The organism is Fulvivirga kasyanovii, assembly GCF_009711405.1.
Lineage (GTDB): Bacteria > Bacteroidota > Bacteroidia > Cytophagales > Cyclobacteriaceae > Fulvivirga > Fulvivirga kasyanovii.
This window is the reverse complement of the sequence record NZ_SMLW01000539.1, coordinates 1-17,309: the sequence shown is the minus strand read 5'-3', so window position 1 is coordinate 17,309 and position 17,309 is coordinate 1. Positions and strand designations below refer to the sequence as shown.

Genomic DNA, 17,309 nt, shown 5'->3' with positions numbered 1-17,309 from the left:
CGGACATCAACGAAATCAAAATCATCAAAAAAGACAATCAACTTCTCTTCACTACCAGCAAAGGGTTCTACAGGTTTAATGAACAAACTAACCGCTTTGAGCCTGACAGCTCTATTCTTAAAGAACGTATCAACATTAACAATATAGCGGAAGACAAATATGGCAACTACATTATCTCTGTAATTGATGAAAACAGGAAAACTCATGTAGAAATGCTCAAAAAGGTAGGCAACGAGTATGTCAGGGATTACATACCTTTTCGAAGGCTTCCTGAAATGGAAATTACAGCCATCTACCCGGAAGGTGACTACATTTGGATAGCCGGTGGCGAGGGCTTGTTCAGATTTGATCGCAATGTAAAAAAAGACTACACCATCCCCTTCAACACACTGGTCAGCCAAGTCAGCGTGAGGGATTCAGTAATATTCTACGGCAATTATTATGATCCATCAGACACTACAGGTGTGCCTCCCATCATACTGGATCAGCCGGAAATTTTCAAGCCCAAACTGGATTTTGAAGATAATAGCCTGACATTTAATTTCAGCGCTGCCTTTTATGAAGCCCCTGAAAGAACGCTTTACAGCTACTACCTGGAAAATAATGAGGAAACCTGGTCAAAATGGTCCACAACCACCACCAAGGAATATAATAACCTGAGTGCCGGCACATACACATTTCATGTTAAGTCAAAAAACATCTATGATACAGAAGGCCGGGTAGCTTCTTATGAATTTACCATTCTACCACCGTGGTACCAGACAGGCTGGGCTTATTTTCTATTTGGTGTGCTTGCACTTCTGTTTATCTGGCTTATAGCTTTGCTCTATACTTACCGTGTACGTATGCAGCGCAGACGGTTAAAGCTGATCGTGGCGGACCGAACTTATGAGGTAATATCCCAGAAAAAGGAGATAGAAAGGCAAAAAGACCTGCTACAGCTTCAGTTTGAAAAGATCAGCAAACAAAAGGACAGCATTGAAGAAAAGAACAGTAAGCTTCAATTTGCCCAGCAGGAAACACAAACTGCTAATGAAGCTCTCCAAAAACTGAATACACACCTTGAAAAAGAGGTGGAAAAAAGGACAGAAAAGATAAAATCAACCCTGCACCAGTTGCAGCTTAAAAACAAAGAACTGGATACTTTCATTTACCGGGCTTCCCATGACCTTGAAGGCCCCATTAGCAGGATCAGCGGGCTTTCTGCTCTTGTAAAAATGGCCTTCCCTAAAGATGGAAACCAAGAGTATCTCAACCTGATCGAGGTAACAGCAAAGAATATGAAGGTGCTTATCTCAAAACTTACCCAAGTGCATAACCTGCACAATGCCGTGGTAAAAAGAGAGTTGATAGATATCAGGGAGTTGCTCACTTTAATTATTCAAAGCCTGCAACATCTCGAAAATGGCTGCTCCATTAATTATAAATTTGATATCCCGGTAGGGACAAAAATATATGGAGATACAGACCTCCTGACCATCATTCTTCAAAATATTATTGAAAATGCACTGGTATTTCGCAAACCGCGTGTTGAGGAGCACCTCATTGTGATTAGTGTGAACAAAACCGATGATAAAGCCTATATTGCTGTACGTGACGACGGTACCGGCATACACCCAGATCACATTGCCAGGGTATTTGACATGTTCTACCGTGGCACCAGCCAGTCATTGGGAAGCGGACTGGGTCTGTACCTGGCAAAAATGGCCATTGATCACATGGAAGGTACAATAGAAGTACAAAGCAAACTTCATGAGTACACCGAGTTTACGGTGACCATTCCGCAACTATCAAGTGATGTTGGCAAGTAAAAGCACTTCAAAAGTGGTGCCTGACTCTTTACTGCTTTTAACCAATTTAACTTTACCCCGTAATACCCTCACTGCAGTTTGTACCGTATACAAGCCTAAACCAGCGCCCCGAATGTTATCCTGGCCCACAAAAAACATATCAAATATTCTGTCTGCCACCTTTTTCGATATACCGATGCCGTTGTCTGTCACTTCGATACAGACGGTACTTTTTTCTTTTCTACTACAAACTACTTTAACCTGATGTCTGCCTGTCTCTTTTCTGAATTTCAAGGCATTTTCAAGCAGATGATACAGTATAATTTCAACAGTATCCCTATCTGAATACAGCCGGAAATCTGGCGCAATATTGATGTCAATATCAGCATCCTCCAGGCTTTCCGGCAATAGACGCTCCAGCACCCTTTCAATAATGCTATCAATGGCGACTTCATTGATGTTAAGCTCTGATGCTTTCAGCCTGGCGATATTCAGCAAACGGTAGAATACATCATTCATCTCATTGGCCGTCTGGTTAAGCAGGTTTACCAGCTTTAAAATATTGTCGTCGGTGGTCTCCAGCGAGATAAGATGGCTCAGGCCCTGTAGCCTGGCAATAGGCCCTCTCACATCATGAACCGATCTGTATATGAAAGTATCCAGCTCCTTATTCGCACTAAGCAGGTCTTTATAGGCTTTTTTAAGCTGCTCCGTACGCTCCTCTACCAAATCCTCCAGGTGCAGGTTGATTTTATGAAGTTCCCGGTTTTTGGACTCTATCTGCTTCTGCTGGCCTTCAATCGCTTCTTTCTGAGCCTCGATCTCTTCTTTCTGGTGCACTATTTCTGAGGTTCTCTCTGCCACAAGTATGGCAAGCTCACGTTGCGCTTTTTGCAGAGACCTGATCCGCAGGTTATAGATTAACAATCCGGCCAAAACTACCAAAATTGTCAGCCCCGTTATAAAGGCATTGGTCTCATAAAAAGCCGGTTTGATAAAAAAGGAAACTGTTGCACCTTCTTCGTTCCACACATCATCACTGTTGGCCGCTATTACTTTAAATGTATATTTCCCATAGGGCAGATTCGTATAACTGGTTTCCCTCTTCCCATTTGAGTTTTGCCATTCATCGTCAAAGCCGATTAACCGGTATTTGTATTCAATATTTTCCGGCGAAACGTAGCTCAAAGCCGAAAACCTGATCTCGAGTCTTTGCTTCCCGGAGGGTATGCTTATACTACTGTCCAACCTGATCTCTTTGCCGTCAACAAAGAATCCTTCAATCACTACCGGGGGTTGCTGTTCATTGACCTTGACCTTTGACGGGTGAATACTCTCTACGCCATTGTTCGTAGCGAAATACAAAGTTCCGTCCGGAGCTTTTAAACTCGTGGCCGAAGAGGTAGCCGCCGTTGATTTCAACCCATCTTTCTGAGAATATATAATTGGGTTAATCTTTGACGTTTTACCATCAGCCAGATCGTTCAGTTCCTGCTCCCTTACTTTAAAAACTGTCATATTTTTCTGATTGGTAGTGATCCAGAAATATCCCTGATCGTCTTTTAATATCTGGAATATGGTATTGCTGGGAAGTCCCTGTGATGTGGTAAGTCCTGTAAATTTTCCATTTTTATACCTTGTCAGGCCGGCATTGCCACACAGCCACATGGCTCCATGATCATCAAAGTAGGTCTTGAAAACGAAGTCTCCTGCCATACCATCTTTTGCGAAGTAATTGGTGAATCTTTCATTTTCTAGCCGGTTGAGCCCATTACGCGTACCGATCCATATGACTCCGGTACTATCCTCCTCAATACTCATAATGTATTCATGTGAAAGCCCATCCCTTACTGAATAGTGCTTAAACCCGTCCTGAGATATCACAGTAATACCATTGGTCGTTCCTACCCAGATATTGCCTTTGGAGTCTTCATAGGTAAGCCGTACGTTGTCGTGAATCAGACCGTTTTGGGTGGTAAAGGCCGTAGATTTGCCATCTTTATATTTCAGCAAATAATTTAGTGTGGATACCCAAAGGTTTCCTTTACTATCCAACATGCCACTTTTAAGGCTGGTATTCGATACATCATAATTCAGGTCAAACTCCTCAAAAGCATTGGTATTTAAATTTAAAAGATTGACTCCATCCTGTTGTATGATAATGAGTGTACTGACAGTTTTTTGAAGAATACCATGTACTACATAAGATTCATGTTCATTGGATATAAGGTTGGAGTAGTTTGTGAATTTGCCATCCCATAGTTTATATAGACCATTCCGATAGGTGCCTAACCACATATTCCCTTCCTTATCCAGTATCATTGAAGTGATATCTTGTCCATAAAGTGGGTGCGCTGCGGAAAAATATGAGAACTGACCTCCGGTTATCCGGCAAAAGCCCCGGTATGAACCTACCCAAACTACGCCACTGTCATCCACAATAGATGAGGTAACGAAGCCATGCTGTAACCCATCAGATACTGTAATATTTTTGACCGAACCATCTGCCTTGATGATGGAAAGCCCCGCATCAGTGCCAGCCCATACCCCATCTTTTTCAGCCGTGACATAATTAACAATATTGCTTACAAGGCCGTCCCCGATCGTGTAGTGGGCAACCACCTTGCCATTAGCAAAACGAAATACGCCATTATCTACTGTAGCAGCCCACAGGTGGCTATTTTCATCACAGGTAACGCTTTTCAGTTTCCTTGATTTCAACTCGGGAGGAGTATCCTGGTTAACGAACCTTTCCCCTTCCTTATAGTACAAGCCATTACTGGTCGCTACCCAAATCCTTCCGGCAGTATCCTGAACCACTTCCTCTACAAAATTGCTGGGCAAGCCGTCATCAGTTGTATAAGTTTTTACCTTTTCCTCATCAATCGAAGTAACACCTCCCCCACTGGACGCAGCCCAGATCACCCCGGAGTTATCTTCATAGATATGCGTATAGGAGTTATTAACTATTTCGGGGGCATTGAAGGAGTTGAAGGTATAGAATTCTATCCCGTTAAACCGCGTAATACCACCATAGGAAACAAACCAGATATAACCCCTTTTGGACTGAATAATATGGATAATGGAATTAACAGGCAGGCCGTCTTCGCTTTTCCAATGATCAAAATTATACTGATCGAGTGTTTTGTCCGGGCTCAACTCATTTTGAGAAAACAGCCAGCCACTTGAAATCCATACGATCAAGACAAAACAGCCGACTGACTTAGACCAATAGCCTACCACATTATGAGCTTAAAGATTGAATATTACAAGCTGATATTGTCATCAGCCAAATTGTAATATCAACATTTTAAATCATTAGTTCAAGTAAGGGTAGTATAAAAATCAATGCAGGAGAAAGCCCTTAAAGGCTCTCTCTCAGCTCAAAAACTTTTCTGATTTTAGCAATCAGCTTTTCAGAATCCCTGAAGTTAAGTGTTTGCTGACCATCGGAAAATGCTTCGTTTGGTTTTTCATGGGTTTCATAGATCACACCGTCCGCTCCCGCCATGATACAAGCCAGCGCTACAGGTTCAACATAATCACGGATACCAATGCCATGTGATGGGTCTGCGATTACAGGTAAGTGGGTTTTCTCTTTCAGAATAGGAATAGCATTGATATCCATAGTGTTTCTGCTTGCCCTTTCGTAAGTCCTGATGCCTCTTTCACATAGCATCAGGTTTTCATTACCGGCTGAAAACACATATTCGGCAGAATATAGCAGTTCGTCAATAGTACCGGAAATCCCTCTTTTGATCAATACCGGTTTATCAACCCTGCCCAGCTCATCCAGAAGGTTGAAATTCTGAGTATTCCTGGCACCTACCTGATACACATCTATATAATCATACATTTCCTCAATCTGCGACACTTGCATTACCTCGGTAATAATTTTTATCCCGGCTTCTCGTGCAGCTTTATACCATTGTTTTAATCCCTCAATCCCGAGGCCTCGGAATGAATACGGAGAGCTTCTGGGCTTGTAGACGCCTCCTCTCATAATCCTTACATCATTGGCCTTTAGGTGCTCAATAGTTTTATTGATCTGTTCCTCACTTTCAATTGAGCAAGGCCCGGCCATTATTGCCATATCACCTTCTGAGATAACTACTCCATCTCCAAGGTCAATGCTGGTGGGGTTAACTTTCCACTTTCTGGATACAAGCTTGTAATCATCTGAAACGATATGTATATCAGAAATCCCCGGTATCTGCCCTATCTCACGGATATCAAATTCACTTTTTCCAATGCCAATGATATAATCCCCTTTTTGAGTATTAACCTCAGTGGTCTTGTATTTCAGGGCATTGACCTTTTCAATGATCCTTTCCTTTTTATCTTGAGGAAGGCCGGTTTGTAATTGTATAATCATCGGTTTATGCTTTAATGTCTTTAACGAATTGTTTAATCTGCGCTTTCAAGTCAGTTGCTGTCTGCAGCAATTTGATGAACGCACTGCCTATAATAGCCCCATTACTGTAAGAGGAAGCCACTTTGAAAGTCTCATGGTTGGATATCCCGAAACCGATCAGTAATGGGTTCTTCAACTGCATGCTTTGTATGCGCTCAAAGTACTTTCGCTGCTGCTCACCAAACAGGTCTTTGGCCCCTGTTACGCTGGCAGAAGACACCATATAGATAAATCCATCCGTATGCTCATCAATCAGCCTGATCCGGCTTTCTGAGGTCTGTGGTGTAATGAGGAAAACATTTTTAAGGCCGTGCTCAGCAAAGATGTTTTTGTACAATGCCAGGTACTCTGCCATCGGCAAATCCGGAATTATAAGCCCGTCGACTCCGCAACGCTCACATTCAGAACAAAATTTATTTATACCAAACTGCAGCACAGGATTGATATATCCCATCAGTATGACGGGTATAGAGATCTTCTCGCGCAATTCTGCCAGTTGGTCAAACAGCAAGCGTACACTCATGCCATTGTCCAAAGCCTTTTTATTGCTCTCCTGGATTGTTGGCCCATCAGCTACAGGATCGGAAAAGGGCATTCCTATTTCAATGATATCCGCTCCGGCTTCTTCCAGGTACTGCGCAATTCTCAAAGTGTCGTTCAACTCTGGGAAACCGGCTGTATAATAAACTGAAAGCACCTCTCTCCCGTTTGACTCAAACAATTCATTTATTCTATTGGAAGTTTTTGTATTCATTATTCAGGTTGTTAATAGATCATAAAATGCTTCAATACTCAATATTTCCCCCACTTGATGTAGGTATCCAGGTCTTTATCACCACGGCCGGATAAATTGACCACGACCACATCATTGGGTGCAAATTTCACTTTATCCAGGGCCGCCAGGGCATGTGCTGATTCAATGGCCGGAATAATCCCCTCCAGCCTGCTCAGTTCAACCCCCGCCTGCATGGCTTCTTCATCACTGGCATTCTCAAACTTTACCCTCCCGGTTTCAAACAGGTGAGCGTGCATCGGGCCTATGCCGGGATAGTCAAGGCCCGCAGAAATAGAATAAGGCTCAATCACCTGACCATCTTCTGTCTGCATAAGCAAGGTTTTACTTCCGTGGAGTACCCCGGCTTTACCCAGAGCAGTTGTGGCGGCAGACTCTCCACTGTCGACACCTTTGCCCGCTGCTTCCACTGCTATCAGGTTTACCGCTTCGTCATCCAGAAAATGATAAAAAGCTCCTGCCGCATTACTTCCTCCACCTACACAGGCAATAACATGATCCGGAAGCTGGCGACCTTCCTCCTGCTCCAGTTGCAGCCTGATCTCTTCACTGATCACACTCTGAAAGCGGGTGACCATATCGGGGTAAGGGTGCGGCCCTACAACAGAACCGATAATGTAATGTGTATCTAGCGGATTGTTGATCCAGTGTCGCATAGCCTCATTGGTAGCATCTTTAAGGGTTTGGCTGCCACAGGTGGCAGGCACAACCTCTGCTCCGAGAATCCTCATGCGCTCTACATTTGGCTTTTGCCTGGCCATATCTACTTTACCCATGTACACGATGCACTCCAACCCCATAAGGGCACATACCGTAGCAGTAGCCACGCCGTGCTGGCCGGCTCCGGTCTCTGCTATTATTTTGTTTTTACCCAGTTTCTTCGCCAGTATGATCTGTCCGATCGTATTATTTACTTTGTGAGCACCTGTATGGCAGAGATCTTCCCGTTTCAGGTAGATCTTTGTATTATATTTTTCTGAAAGCCTCTGAGCATGAAACAAGGGTGTAGGCCTGCCTACATAGTCCTTCAACAGCTTTCTGAATTCATTTTGAAACTCGTCGGTCTCTATTATTTGCAAATAATTTTCCCTCAGCTCCTCAACATTGGGATATAGCATTTCCGGTATATACGCTCCTCCGAACTGACCATAATAGCCCTGTTCATCTACAGCATACCTTTTCTTTTCTATAGTATTTTTCAATATATCAGACATAGTTATTGCATTTGCTCTTTAAGTTGTTTGATAAGTTCAGTGTTCTTCATTCCCGGCCTGATCTCAAACTGGCTGTTGATATCAATTGCGTAAATATCCAGGTCGTCTAATTCCTCAAGCTGGCGTATATTTTCCAGAGTCAGGCCTCCACTTAAAATGATAGGTTTAGGCAAATCCAGCCCCTTCAGTTGAGCCCAGTCAAAGGCCACACCGTTTCCTCCATAGCTTTTCAGTCGTGTATCGAATAAATAGTAGTCAACCACCTCGGCATATTCTATCAGCCGATCTCGGTCTATGGCTTTATTCCCTGAAAAAACCTTGATCACCCCGAGGCCATTAGCTTTCAGGTGCAGGCATTCGGCAAAAGATTCGTCTCCGTGCAATTGCACAAAGTCGAGGTTAAACTGCCTGGCAGTCTCCAGCACCCTTTCCACCGGATGGTTCACAAAGACCCCAACTTTCATGGTCGACTCCGGAAAATCATTGAAATAGTCTTTTAACAAGGTGTCTCCCGCGTATCTGGGGGATTTGTTATAAAATATGAACCCCGCAAAATCAGGCTTGAGAGCTACTACCTCAGGTATGTTGTCCCTCAGGCCACAAACCTTTAATTTGATGTTGCTAAGCTTTGGCATAATTAATCTTTTCTACTTCGCTTAACTTCTCTATAAACCTGGCACATGACTTCTCAGGTCTGCTGTTTTGCATAAAGCGCTCTCCTATGAGAAACCCATTAAAGCCATGCTTCTTAAGTTCAATCACATCATCAGGTGAATGAATGCCGCTCTCTGACACTTTAACTATACCTGAGGGTATGGCGTCCGACAGTTTGATAGAGGTATTAATATCCACTTCAAAGCTGGTCAGGTCACGGTTGTTTACGCCTACCAGGTCAACATGCTCATTAATATGCCCCAGCTCATCAGCATTATGTATTTCCAATAGTACCTCCAGCCCCAGTGAATGGGCAAAAGCAGCCATTTGTTTCACTTCATTTGGTGTAAGCACTGCAGCGATCAGCAATATGGCATCAGCTCCGATTGATTTTGCTTCGATGATCTGGTACTCATCCACTGTAAAATCTTTTCTCAGTATCGGGCAGAAATTAAACTTCCGGGCTATGAGTAAATCCTCATTTTTACCTCCGAAATAATGGGTATCGGTTAGCACTGAAAGTGCAGATGCTCCGGCCTGCATATATCCAATAGAAATCCTCTCCACCGAAACCTCCGGGTTAATTACCCCTTTGGATGGTGATTTCCTTTTGATCTCAGCAATCACTCCTGATTTATCTTCCCTTAAAACATACTTTTTCAGGGAAACAGGCTGCGTATTAAAAAACAGGCTTTGCTCAAGAAGTTTAACCGGAAAAAGTTCCTTCTTCCTCTGAACTTCAACTTTCTTATGATCTATTATTTCTTTCAGAATATTCATGGCTATGCAGTTGTGTAAGTTTTATTTTTATTCAATAATCTGTTAAACGCTCTCAGCGCCTGGCCTCTCTCCAGGGAGGCATATGCCCTTGCCACACAATCCTCTAGAGACTCTTTCTGATTTGAGCAGTACAAGGCCATGCCCGCGTTGGCAGCCACTACGGCTTTCTGCGCCTTAGTACCTTCTCCATTTAATATTTTCATAAATATTTTGGCAGACTCCTCAATGGTCTTGCCCCCTGATATTTCTTCCTTGGCTACTTTGGAAAGTCCCAGATCTTCAGGGCTCAATATTTTCTCACCCCCGTTGGAGATCATTTTGAAATTTCCGGTCAGTGAAATCTCATCGTAACCGTCCAGGGCATGCAGGATTACAAAATCTTTATTGGTCTTTTGATACAGGTAGCCGTAAAGCCGCGCTAATTCCAGGCTGAATACGCCAACCAGTTGCTTGCGCGGAAAGGACGGGTTGACCATCGGTCCCAGCATGTTGAAAAAGGTCTTTACTCCCAGTTCCCTACGGATGGGTGCCACATTTTTCATGGCAGGATGAAAGAGTGGTGCATGCAGGAAGCATATCCCTGCTTCATCAAGGCTCCGGAGCAATTCATCTTTTTCACCGGTAAATTCATAACCGAGATAGCTCAGCAAATTTGAAGACCCGCAGATAGAAGACACTCCATTGTTTCCATGCTTGGCAACATTTTGACCTGCACCGGCCACAACAAACGATGAAAGTGTGGAAATATTAAAAGTATCCTTGCCATCCCCTCCGGTACCACAAAGGTCTATGGCGTCATACGAACCTATTTCTACAGGTGTGCATAGCTCTAGCATGGCATCTCTAAAACCTTCCAGCTCGTCCACCGTAATGGTACGCATCATATAAACAGTTAAAAAGGCTGCAACCTGGCTATGGGTGTACTTTCCCTGGGCCAGCTCTATCAATATTTCCCTTGCAAACTCCTTATCGAGGGATTTATGTTCTATAAGCTTATTAAGTATATCTTTCATAATTAATTTTTTAACCAGTTGTCAATAAGTTGTTTTCCGTGTTCTGTCAAGATAGATTCTGGGTGAAATTGCAACCCTCTCACATCGTACTCCACATGCCTCAATCCCATAATATTGTTCTGCTCATCAATAGCTGTTACCTTTAATTTTCCATTGATTGATTCCGGCAGCACTGCCCAACTGTGGTAATGGCAACCTTTAAATTTGCCAGGTACATTTTGGAATAAATAGTCCTCAGGCTCTAAAACAGATATATCGCTGGCCACCCCATGCAGTACCGAAAACATATTGTACAGCTTGCTACCAAACACCTCCGCTATACCTTGCAGCCCCAGGCATATTCCTAAAATGCTCTTTTCAGCACCATACCGCTCCACCAACGGCTTAAGTATACCTGCCTCATCGGGGATGCCAGGACCGGGTGAAATAAGGATCTTGTCGTATATCCCGGCTTCCTCCACAGTGATTTTATCATTTCTGATTACGCTTAGCGCATCGCCATAACCCAGTTCCTTGATGATATGAACTATATTGTAGGTAAAGGAGTCGTAATTATCGAGTAAAAGTATTTTCTTCATTGTTAAAGTCAGTTAAGTTTTTGGGCCATGTCAATTGCTTTCCTCAAGGCTGCAAGCTTATTAGTTACTTCCTGCAATTCGCTGGAGGGCAGTGATTTTGCAACCACACCGGCTCCTGCCTGGTAATGTAATGTATTATCCTTACTCAAAAATGAACGTATCATGATGGCATGGTTAAAATCTCCGTTGAAGCCCATAAAGCCAATGGCACCTCCATAGTAGTTTCTACTGGTATTCTCATATTTATCTATCAACTGCATGGCCATGTGCTTGGGTGCTCCGGAAAGTGTGCCGGCAGGGAAAGTACTGGCTACCAGTTTCAGCGGTGACGACTCTCCGTTAAGCTGGCCTGTAACCTTGCTGACGAGGTGAATCACATGTGAGTAATATTGTATTTCCTTAAATACATCCACGGCCACATTTTCAGAACTCCTGCTCAGGTCGTTCCTGGCCAGGTCTACCAGCATTACATGTTCTGCATTTTCTTTTTCATCAGCCGCAAGCTGCTGCGCCAGTTCTGCATCGGCCATATCATTACCTGTACGCTTAAACGTGCCTGCAATAGGATAAATACTGGCCTGTGAACCTTTGATTACAATTTGTGATTCCGGTGAAGAACCGAATATTTTAAAGCTTCCATAATCAAAATAGAAGAGATATGGGGAAGGGTTGATAGAGCGAAGGGCACGATATACATTAAACTCATCGCCTTGAAACTTATTTTGGAACCTGCGGGAGAGGACTATCTGAAACACATCGCCGCGCAGGCAATGGGAACGGCCTTTGGTAAGGATCTGCAGGAATTCGTCATCGGTATAGTTTGATTGTTCTTCGCCATCCAAAGTAAAGTCAAATTGTGGGTCGTTGTTGATCTTTATCAGTGATTCTATATAGCCGAGATTACCTTTCTTTTCCAGCTCGTCTATTTTATGTTCGAAAATGTAGAGCTCATTTTTGAAATGATCAATAACAATCACATACCGATACATTTTATAGATCATATCGGGAATAGCATCATTTACTTTTTCTATGTCTATATCTTCAAAGTATTTGATGTTGTCATAGGCCATGTAACCAAACAGGCCATTGGTAATGAACTTGTAATCAGACTCCTCCGTAGTAAATGAGGCCTTAAAGGCGCTGAGTTCATCCAACAGGTTTTCACGGTCTACTTTTTGGGTTTCACTTTTACCTCCGGGGTATTCCTTCCTTAGCTTTCCATTGCTTACCTCAAAAGAAGCAATGGGCGAGCAGCATATGTAAGAATAGCTATTATCTGCGCCATGATAGTCGGAGCTTTCCAGCAATATACTTTGGGCAAACTTATCCCGCAGCCTCAGGTAAATGCTCACCGGCGTCAGGGTATCTGCCAGTAACTTTCTGGTGTTGGTCTTAATGGTGAATTTGTTCATCAAAATGGCTTTTTTGTGTTTCTATTAAGGTTTTTAAAGTAAAAAAGGCTTGCTGAATGAACGGCAAGCCTTTTTTGGTATAAGCATAGCATGGTCGTTCACTCCTTGAAATCAAGAAAATGCCACCACCATGCTTTGTTAATATTTATTAATGTTTTCACTTTACTTTACTCGTTTTTTTCTGATTAAAATAAAAAAGCCCGCTGTTGTAGAACAGCGGGCTTTTTGAATGTTTTTGATCTATATAATCTCACAATAACGCCGTTCTACCAGTTTCTGGTATAGTGCCACCACCAAGCGTTATGTAATGAGTTGTTTTTCATATTCAGATCAAATGTATTAAAGGGAAATTTTATGTGCAAACAAAACTTTCAATTTTTACTACTTTAAGCTTTGGCACCTTTTTTTGAAGCTGTCTTTTTAGCTCCTGATGCTTTTCCATCCGTAGTATTGGTGGCTTTGTTTTGGTTCGCAGGCCTTGGTCTTGAAACACCGTAAGACCCCATTGCGATCTTTCCTTTTTTGGTTTTTCTATCTCCTTTTCCCATGTGATTTTAGATTAAAGTCAAACTTTATTAAACTCTGAAACAAGTTTAATAAAGTTTGAAAATTTTACCAAATCTTTACTCTGACGCTGTCATCCCTGTACATACCATCTCCGGGTTTTACATCAAAAGCCTTGTAGAAAGACTCCAGGTTGGCCAGAGGGCCGTTGGCACGATACATTCCTGGTGAGTGTGGGTCTGTGTTTACCTGAGTCCTTAATGTTTCATCTTTATATTTGATTCTCCAGATGGTGGCCCATGATACAAAGAACCTCTGCTCTGGTGTCATGCCATCAATCAGGCCTGGGTTGCCATGCTCAGCCAGGTGGCGCTGAAGGCCATCATAAGCTACATTTACACCACCAAGGTCACCGATATTTTCACCTAAAGTAAATGCTCCATTCACTTTTACACTATCCAATGGCTCATAAGCATCATACTGGGCAATAAGTTGGCCGGTTCTGGCTTTAAAGCTCTCTGCATCCTCCTCGCTCCACCAGTTCTTCATGTTACCCTCTGCGTCAAACCTGCTTCCCTGATCATCAAAACAATGCGAGATCTCATGACCAATTACAGCTCCTATACCACCATAGTTTACAGCCATATCTGCTTTATAGTTGTAGAAAGGAGGCTGAAGAATAGCGGCCGGGAATACGATTTCGTTAAAAAGTGGGTTAAAATACGCATTTACAGTCTGAGGACTCATGCCCCACTCTTTCTTATCAACCGGCTTACCTATCTTATTAACCTGATAGTTAAAGGCAAACTTGTTCGCATTCAATATATTTCCTACATACGATGATTTTTCAGGATCTCCATCAACTACAAGGCCTGAGTAGTCCCTCCATTCATCAGGGTAACCTATTTTAACCGTCATAGTCTTCAACTTAGCCAAAGCCTTTTCTTTGGTAGAATCAGACATCCATTCCAGGTTTTTGATTCTGTCAGCAAAGGCCAGTTTGATATTCTCTACCATTTCCTGGGCTTTTTGCTTAGCCTCAGGTGGGAATACATCATCTACATATAATTTACCGATGGCCTCTCCCAGTGAAGCATTGGTAGACGCCAATACCCTTTTCCATCTTGGTTGCATTTCTTCAACGCCTCTCAGTTCCTTACTGAAAAACTCGAAGTTGGCCTGAACAAACTCATTGCTCAGATAACCTGCATTGGCATCAAGCAACCTCCAGCGCAGGTACTCTTTCCAGGTAGAAACAGCCACCTCTTCGGTAATCTTTTGAAACTCTTTAATAAATTCAGGCTGCATAACGATCAGCGTATCGATGCCCTTTACACCCATATCAGCCAGATATTCTTTCCAATCTATTGAAGGAGCCAGCTTTGAAAGTTCTCCCAATGACTTTTTGTTGTACAAAGCCGGAATATTCCTTCTCTCCACATTGGTCATAGAGGCCTCTGCCATTCTGGTTTCGAGCTCCATTATACGCTTAGCCTGAGCCTCAGCACTTGCCTGCTCATCACCTAAAAGTGTAAGCATCCTTACCAGGTGTTGCTCATATTTGTCCCTGATCTCTTTTGATTTAGAATCTGTTTTGGTGTAGTAGTCCCTGTCAGGCAGTCCGAGGCCACCCTGGGCTATGTAGGTAGCCATTACTTTACTGTTTTTCAGGTCTGGAAATACAGCAAAGCTAAAAAATGCCCCTCCGCCAAAAGTCTCCTGCTCCGAGAGATATTTTTGAAGGTCTTTTACAGTTTCAATTTTTGAGATTTTTTCAAAATAAGGCTGTAGTGGCTTTGCTCCTGCTTTCTCTGCCAAAAGCGAATCCATACCGATAGCATAGAAATCTGTAGCCTTTTTTTGGTCAGTGCCTTCACCATACTTATTGCTTTTTCCTGCATTTTCAAGTACATCAAGTACGGTTTCATTGGTCATTTCGCGGAGCTCGTTAAAGCTGCCCCACCTACCCTGGTCGCCAGGGATCTCCGTTTGGTCTATCCATTTACCATTAACGAAACGAAAGAAATCGTCAGCAGGTCTTACTGTAGAATCAATATACGTAGTATTGATCCCTATTACCTCTTCTTCACTAGTCTCCTCTACTTTTGACTTCTCATTGCCTGTACCACAGGCGGCAACCATAGCCGTCACTCCTAAAGCCAAAAGCGTATTAGATAGGTTTATTCTTTTTAAATACATGTTGATAAGGTTTAATGATCCTTTAAATTCACCTTTTACCAGCATAGTTCAGAGTGATCTTATATCAACGGCCAAAAGCTATGATAAAAAACATCCTCAGCCGATAAAATTCGTAAGAACTAAAAAATTCAACTTTTGTTTTAATAGAAAGCTTTTAATACCATGGCAAAAACAAGTTTACATCTGATAGAAGCACTCCGGAACACCGCTAAGAAGCTACAGCAAAACCAGGATTACCAATGGGGACATATGGGTAGCTGCAACTGCGGCCACCTGGCGCAGGAAATTACCCGCCTGAGCAAGTCAGAGATCCACTCCAGGGCTATGAATAAATACGGGGACTGGAACGAACAACTTAATGACTACTGTCCTACCAGTGGTCTGCTAATGGACGATCTTATTACACAAATGATTGATTTCGGCCTCGATACTGATGACCTTAAGCACCTGGAGAAGTTATCAGACACAAAAATTTTGAAGAGGCTTCCACAAGCTGACCGCTATTTACAGCATAACAGGAAACAAGATGTGATCATTTACATCAATGCCTGGGCCGACTTACTGGAAGATGAGCTTCTGAAAAAAATAAAGCTCCCCAAAACCGAGCATGCTATGGTTTAGGATATAGGTAGAAAATGCAATCTTTTATGGCATTATCCTGATTGACGAAGCGGTACCAGCGGTGTAAAACGGCTTCTTTTTTAAAACCTGTCTTTTCCAGCACTTTATGTGAGCCTATATTGTCGACATCGCATAACGCCCATATTCGCCATACGTCAGGTGTGTTACAAAGCAATTTAACCAGTTGAGCTACAGCTTCTGTAGTGTACCCTTTCCTTTCAAAGGCCGGGTTAAGAATATAGCCTATGGCTACCTTTCCTTTCTCATTTATAGCTCCAACACCCCCTATCAAAATCCCTGTAGCTTTCAAGGTAACGGCATAAGCATAATCCTTGCCCTGTTTCCATTCTTCATCTTTCATAGCCAGAAAACTGTAGGTCTCTTCAATAGACGTATGGGTTGGCCAGGAGACGAACCTTGTGCTTTCATGAACACTTGCGTAACCGTCATAAATAGCCCTGGCATCTTCTTTCCTCAGCTTTCTTATTACTAATCTTTCAGTCTCAAAACTTTCAGGCAAATTCAGCATCTTTGTCAAAACTTATTTTATTTCATTTATGCAAAATGTCGTTCATCAGTATTACAAGCGTCAATTTGATGATTTTACCATTATTGTGCAGGTCAACCCTGTCAGCTTACACGGTATAGAGCTTACTATCCATAAAAATGGCGAAATTGAGAAAAGAAAGATGGAATTTGATGAAGACATTTACGAAGACCTTAAAGTAGATGGTTTTGTTGAATCAAGTTCGCTCGAGTTTAACCTGTACCTCAAAGGCCTGGTCAAATAAATCAACGTACCTCCCACTCCAGGGAGTATTTCGCACCATGATCATTTTGTGCCAGCATATCTGTTCTGAAAGGCCCTCCTTTTTCGTTGACCAGCATAGTAAACAGTCCTAATTTATCATTGCGACTCATGTAATCATAGTCCCACAATTCCAGCGAAAGCACCTCATCACTTTTTATATTTTTGATCTCTGCACCCACAGCTCCTTCGCTCTTATCCATCTTGTAGTATTTATCTTCCTAAGGCCACAGGCGCCGTTCATTATAATTGATATACACCTCATCTCCGTCATTTTCCTCTTGCCTGTAGCAGTATAATTTAAGCAACCTGACTGTATAGAATGTGTTGTTGGGCATGGTTTGAAAGGTTTTCGATCAATTTAACAAAAAACTTTAATTTAATACTCTCATACTTTTTACAATTCATGTAAACTTCCTACTTTTGCAGTGGCAAATCAGTACGACCAGCTCCTGCTGAACTCCCCCAGGACCGGAAGGTAGCAAGGGTAGGCGGTTGTAGCGGTGCGATACTTGATTTGCCTTTTTTT

At 42.6% G+C, this 17,309-nt stretch carries 16 protein-coding genes and 1 other RNA gene; 4 read left to right on the top strand and 13 right to left on the bottom strand.

What is annotated here, in order from left to right:
• The coding region (locus E1163_RS12675) for an ATP-binding protein (RefSeq protein WP_246223643.1) at positions 1-1,811 on the top strand (1,811 nt) is incomplete at its 5' end.
• Here the strand turns inward: E1163_RS12675 and E1163_RS12670 are convergent.
• The 11 genes from E1163_RS12670 to E1163_RS12620 all read right to left on the bottom strand — a co-directional run bounded on the left by E1163_RS12670 (position 1,791) and on the right by E1163_RS12620 (position 15,351).
• The gene (locus tag E1163_RS12670; protein ID WP_155172236.1) at positions 1,791-4,994 is read right to left on the bottom strand and encodes a ligand-binding sensor domain-containing protein; all 3,204 of its coding nucleotides are present in this window, start codon (positions 4,992-4,994) and stop codon (positions 1,791-1,793) included. The genes E1163_RS12675 and E1163_RS12670 overlap by 21 nt on opposite strands.
• Positions 4,995-5,154: 160 nt before the next feature.
• Positions 5,155-6,165, bottom strand: coding sequence for a bifunctional 3-deoxy-7-phosphoheptulonate synthase/chorismate mutase (locus E1163_RS12665; protein WP_155172233.1), 1,011 nt, complete (start codon positions 6,163-6,165; stop codon positions 5,155-5,157).
• Between the two features lie 4 nt (positions 6,166-6,169).
• Complete coding sequence (gene trpA / locus E1163_RS12660) at positions 6,170-6,958, bottom strand: tryptophan synthase subunit alpha (RefSeq protein ID WP_155172230.1); 789 nt, start codon at positions 6,956-6,958, stop codon at positions 6,170-6,172.
• A gap of 38 nt (positions 6,959-6,996) precedes the next feature.
• The gene (gene trpB, locus E1163_RS12655; protein WP_155172228.1) at positions 6,997-8,211 is read right to left on the bottom strand and encodes a tryptophan synthase subunit beta; all 1,215 of its coding nucleotides are present in this window, start codon (positions 8,209-8,211) and stop codon (positions 6,997-6,999) included.
• A 2-nt stretch (positions 8,212-8,213) separates the two neighbouring features.
• The gene (locus E1163_RS12650; protein WP_155172226.1) at positions 8,214-8,846 is read right to left on the bottom strand and encodes a phosphoribosylanthranilate isomerase; all 633 of its coding nucleotides are present in this window, start codon (positions 8,844-8,846) and stop codon (positions 8,214-8,216) included.
• Complete coding sequence (trpC, locus tag E1163_RS12645) at positions 8,833-9,645, bottom strand: indole-3-glycerol phosphate synthase TrpC (RefSeq protein WP_155172224.1); 813 nt, start codon at positions 9,643-9,645, stop codon at positions 8,833-8,835. The genes E1163_RS12650 and trpC overlap by 14 nt, the downstream gene beginning before the upstream one ends.
• A gap of 2 nt (positions 9,646-9,647) precedes the next feature.
• Positions 9,648-10,658: an anthranilate phosphoribosyltransferase gene (gene trpD, locus E1163_RS12640; RefSeq protein WP_155172222.1), complete on the bottom strand. Its 1,011-nt coding sequence runs from the start codon at positions 10,656-10,658 to the stop codon at positions 9,648-9,650.
• A 2-nt stretch (positions 10,659-10,660) separates the two neighbouring features.
• Entirely contained in the window at positions 10,661-11,236 is a 576-nt protein-coding gene (locus tag E1163_RS12635) for an anthranilate synthase component II (protein WP_155172219.1), read from the bottom strand.
• 8 nt (positions 11,237-11,244) lie between these two features.
• Positions 11,245-12,648, bottom strand: a complete 1,404-nt coding sequence (locus E1163_RS12630; protein ID WP_155172216.1) for an anthranilate synthase component I family protein — start codon at positions 12,646-12,648, stop codon at positions 11,245-11,247.
• Between the two features lie 386 nt (positions 12,649-13,034).
• Positions 13,035-13,196 (bottom strand): 30S ribosomal protein THX, encoded by a 162-nt coding sequence (locus E1163_RS12625; RefSeq protein ID WP_155172213.1) that lies wholly within the window; start codon positions 13,194-13,196, stop codon positions 13,035-13,037.
• A gap of 64 nt (positions 13,197-13,260) precedes the next feature.
• On the bottom strand, positions 13,261-15,351 hold the full coding sequence (locus E1163_RS12620; RefSeq protein ID WP_155172211.1) for a M13 family metallopeptidase: 2,091 nt from the start codon (positions 15,349-15,351) through the stop codon (positions 13,261-13,263).
• 162 nt (positions 15,352-15,513) lie between these two features.
• Between E1163_RS12620 and E1163_RS12615 the strand changes: the two genes are divergently transcribed.
• A complete protein-coding gene (locus E1163_RS12615) occupies positions 15,514-15,972 on the top strand; it encodes a hypothetical protein (protein ID WP_155172207.1) in 459 nt (152 codons plus the stop codon).
• Here the strand turns inward: E1163_RS12615 and E1163_RS12610 are convergent.
• Positions 15,962-16,501: a GNAT family N-acetyltransferase gene (locus E1163_RS12610; protein WP_155172203.1), complete on the bottom strand. Its 540-nt coding sequence runs from the start codon at positions 16,499-16,501 to the stop codon at positions 15,962-15,964. The genes E1163_RS12615 and E1163_RS12610 overlap by 11 nt on opposite strands.
• A 28-nt stretch (positions 16,502-16,529) precedes the next feature.
• Here E1163_RS12610 and E1163_RS12605 point away from each other — a divergent pair, with 28 nt between their 5' ends.
• A complete protein-coding gene (locus E1163_RS12605) occupies positions 16,530-16,763 on the top strand; it encodes a hypothetical protein (RefSeq protein WP_155172201.1) in 234 nt (77 codons plus the stop codon).
• 1 nt (position 16,764) lies between these two features.
• Here E1163_RS12605 and E1163_RS12600 read toward each other — a convergent pair whose 3' ends face one another.
• On the bottom strand, positions 16,765-16,983 hold the full coding sequence (locus E1163_RS12600; protein ID WP_155172198.1) for a hypothetical protein: 219 nt from the start codon (positions 16,981-16,983) through the stop codon (positions 16,765-16,767).
• 227 nt (positions 16,984-17,210) lie between these two features.
• Here E1163_RS12600 and ffs point away from each other — a divergent pair.
• Positions 17,211-17,305, top strand: an RNA gene (gene ffs, locus E1163_RS12595) — signal recognition particle sRNA small type.
• The last annotated feature ends 4 nt before the right edge of the window (positions 17,306-17,309 follow it).

Excerpts from the sequence above, each read along its gene's own strand:
- trpB (WP_155172228.1), bottom strand. The coding sequence starts at position 8,211 with ATGTCTGATATATTGAAAAATACTATAGAAAAGAAAAGGTATGCTGTA.
- E1163_RS12650 (WP_155172226.1), bottom strand. The coding sequence starts at position 8,846 with ATGCCAAAGCTTAGCAACATCAAATTAAAGGTTTGTGGCCTGAGGGAC.
- E1163_RS12615 (WP_155172207.1), top strand. The coding sequence starts at position 15,514 with ATGGCAAAAACAAGTTTACATCTGATAGAAGCACTCCGGAACACCGCT.
- E1163_RS12620 (WP_155172211.1), bottom strand. The coding sequence starts at position 15,351 with ATGTATTTAAAAAGAATAAACCTATCTAATACGCTTTTGGCTTTAGGA.
- trpD (WP_155172222.1), bottom strand. The coding sequence starts at position 10,658 with ATGAAAGATATACTTAATAAGCTTATAGAACATAAATCCCTCGATAAG.
- E1163_RS12610 (WP_155172203.1), bottom strand. The coding sequence starts at position 16,501 with ATGCTGAATTTGCCTGAAAGTTTTGAGACTGAAAGATTAGTAATAAGA.
- E1163_RS12600 (WP_155172198.1), bottom strand. The coding sequence starts at position 16,983 with ATGGATAAGAGCGAAGGAGCTGTGGGTGCAGAGATCAAAAATATAAAA.
- trpC (WP_155172224.1), bottom strand. The coding sequence starts at position 9,645 with ATGAATATTCTGAAAGAAATAATAGATCATAAGAAAGTTGAAGTTCAG.
- E1163_RS12625 (WP_155172213.1), bottom strand. The coding sequence starts at position 13,196 with ATGGGAAAAGGAGATAGAAAAACCAAAAAAGGAAAGATCGCAATGGGG.
- E1163_RS12630 (WP_155172216.1), bottom strand. The coding sequence starts at position 12,648 with ATGAACAAATTCACCATTAAGACCAACACCAGAAAGTTACTGGCAGAT.
- E1163_RS12665 (WP_155172233.1), bottom strand. The coding sequence starts at position 6,165 with ATGATTATACAATTACAAACCGGCCTTCCTCAAGATAAAAAGGAAAGG.
- E1163_RS12635 (WP_155172219.1), bottom strand. The coding sequence starts at position 11,236 with ATGAAGAAAATACTTTTACTCGATAATTACGACTCCTTTACCTACAAT.
- trpA (WP_155172230.1), bottom strand. The coding sequence starts at position 6,958 with ATGAATACAAAAACTTCCAATAGAATAAATGAATTGTTTGAGTCAAAC.
- E1163_RS12605 (WP_155172201.1), top strand. The coding sequence starts at position 16,530 with ATGCAAAATGTCGTTCATCAGTATTACAAGCGTCAATTTGATGATTTT.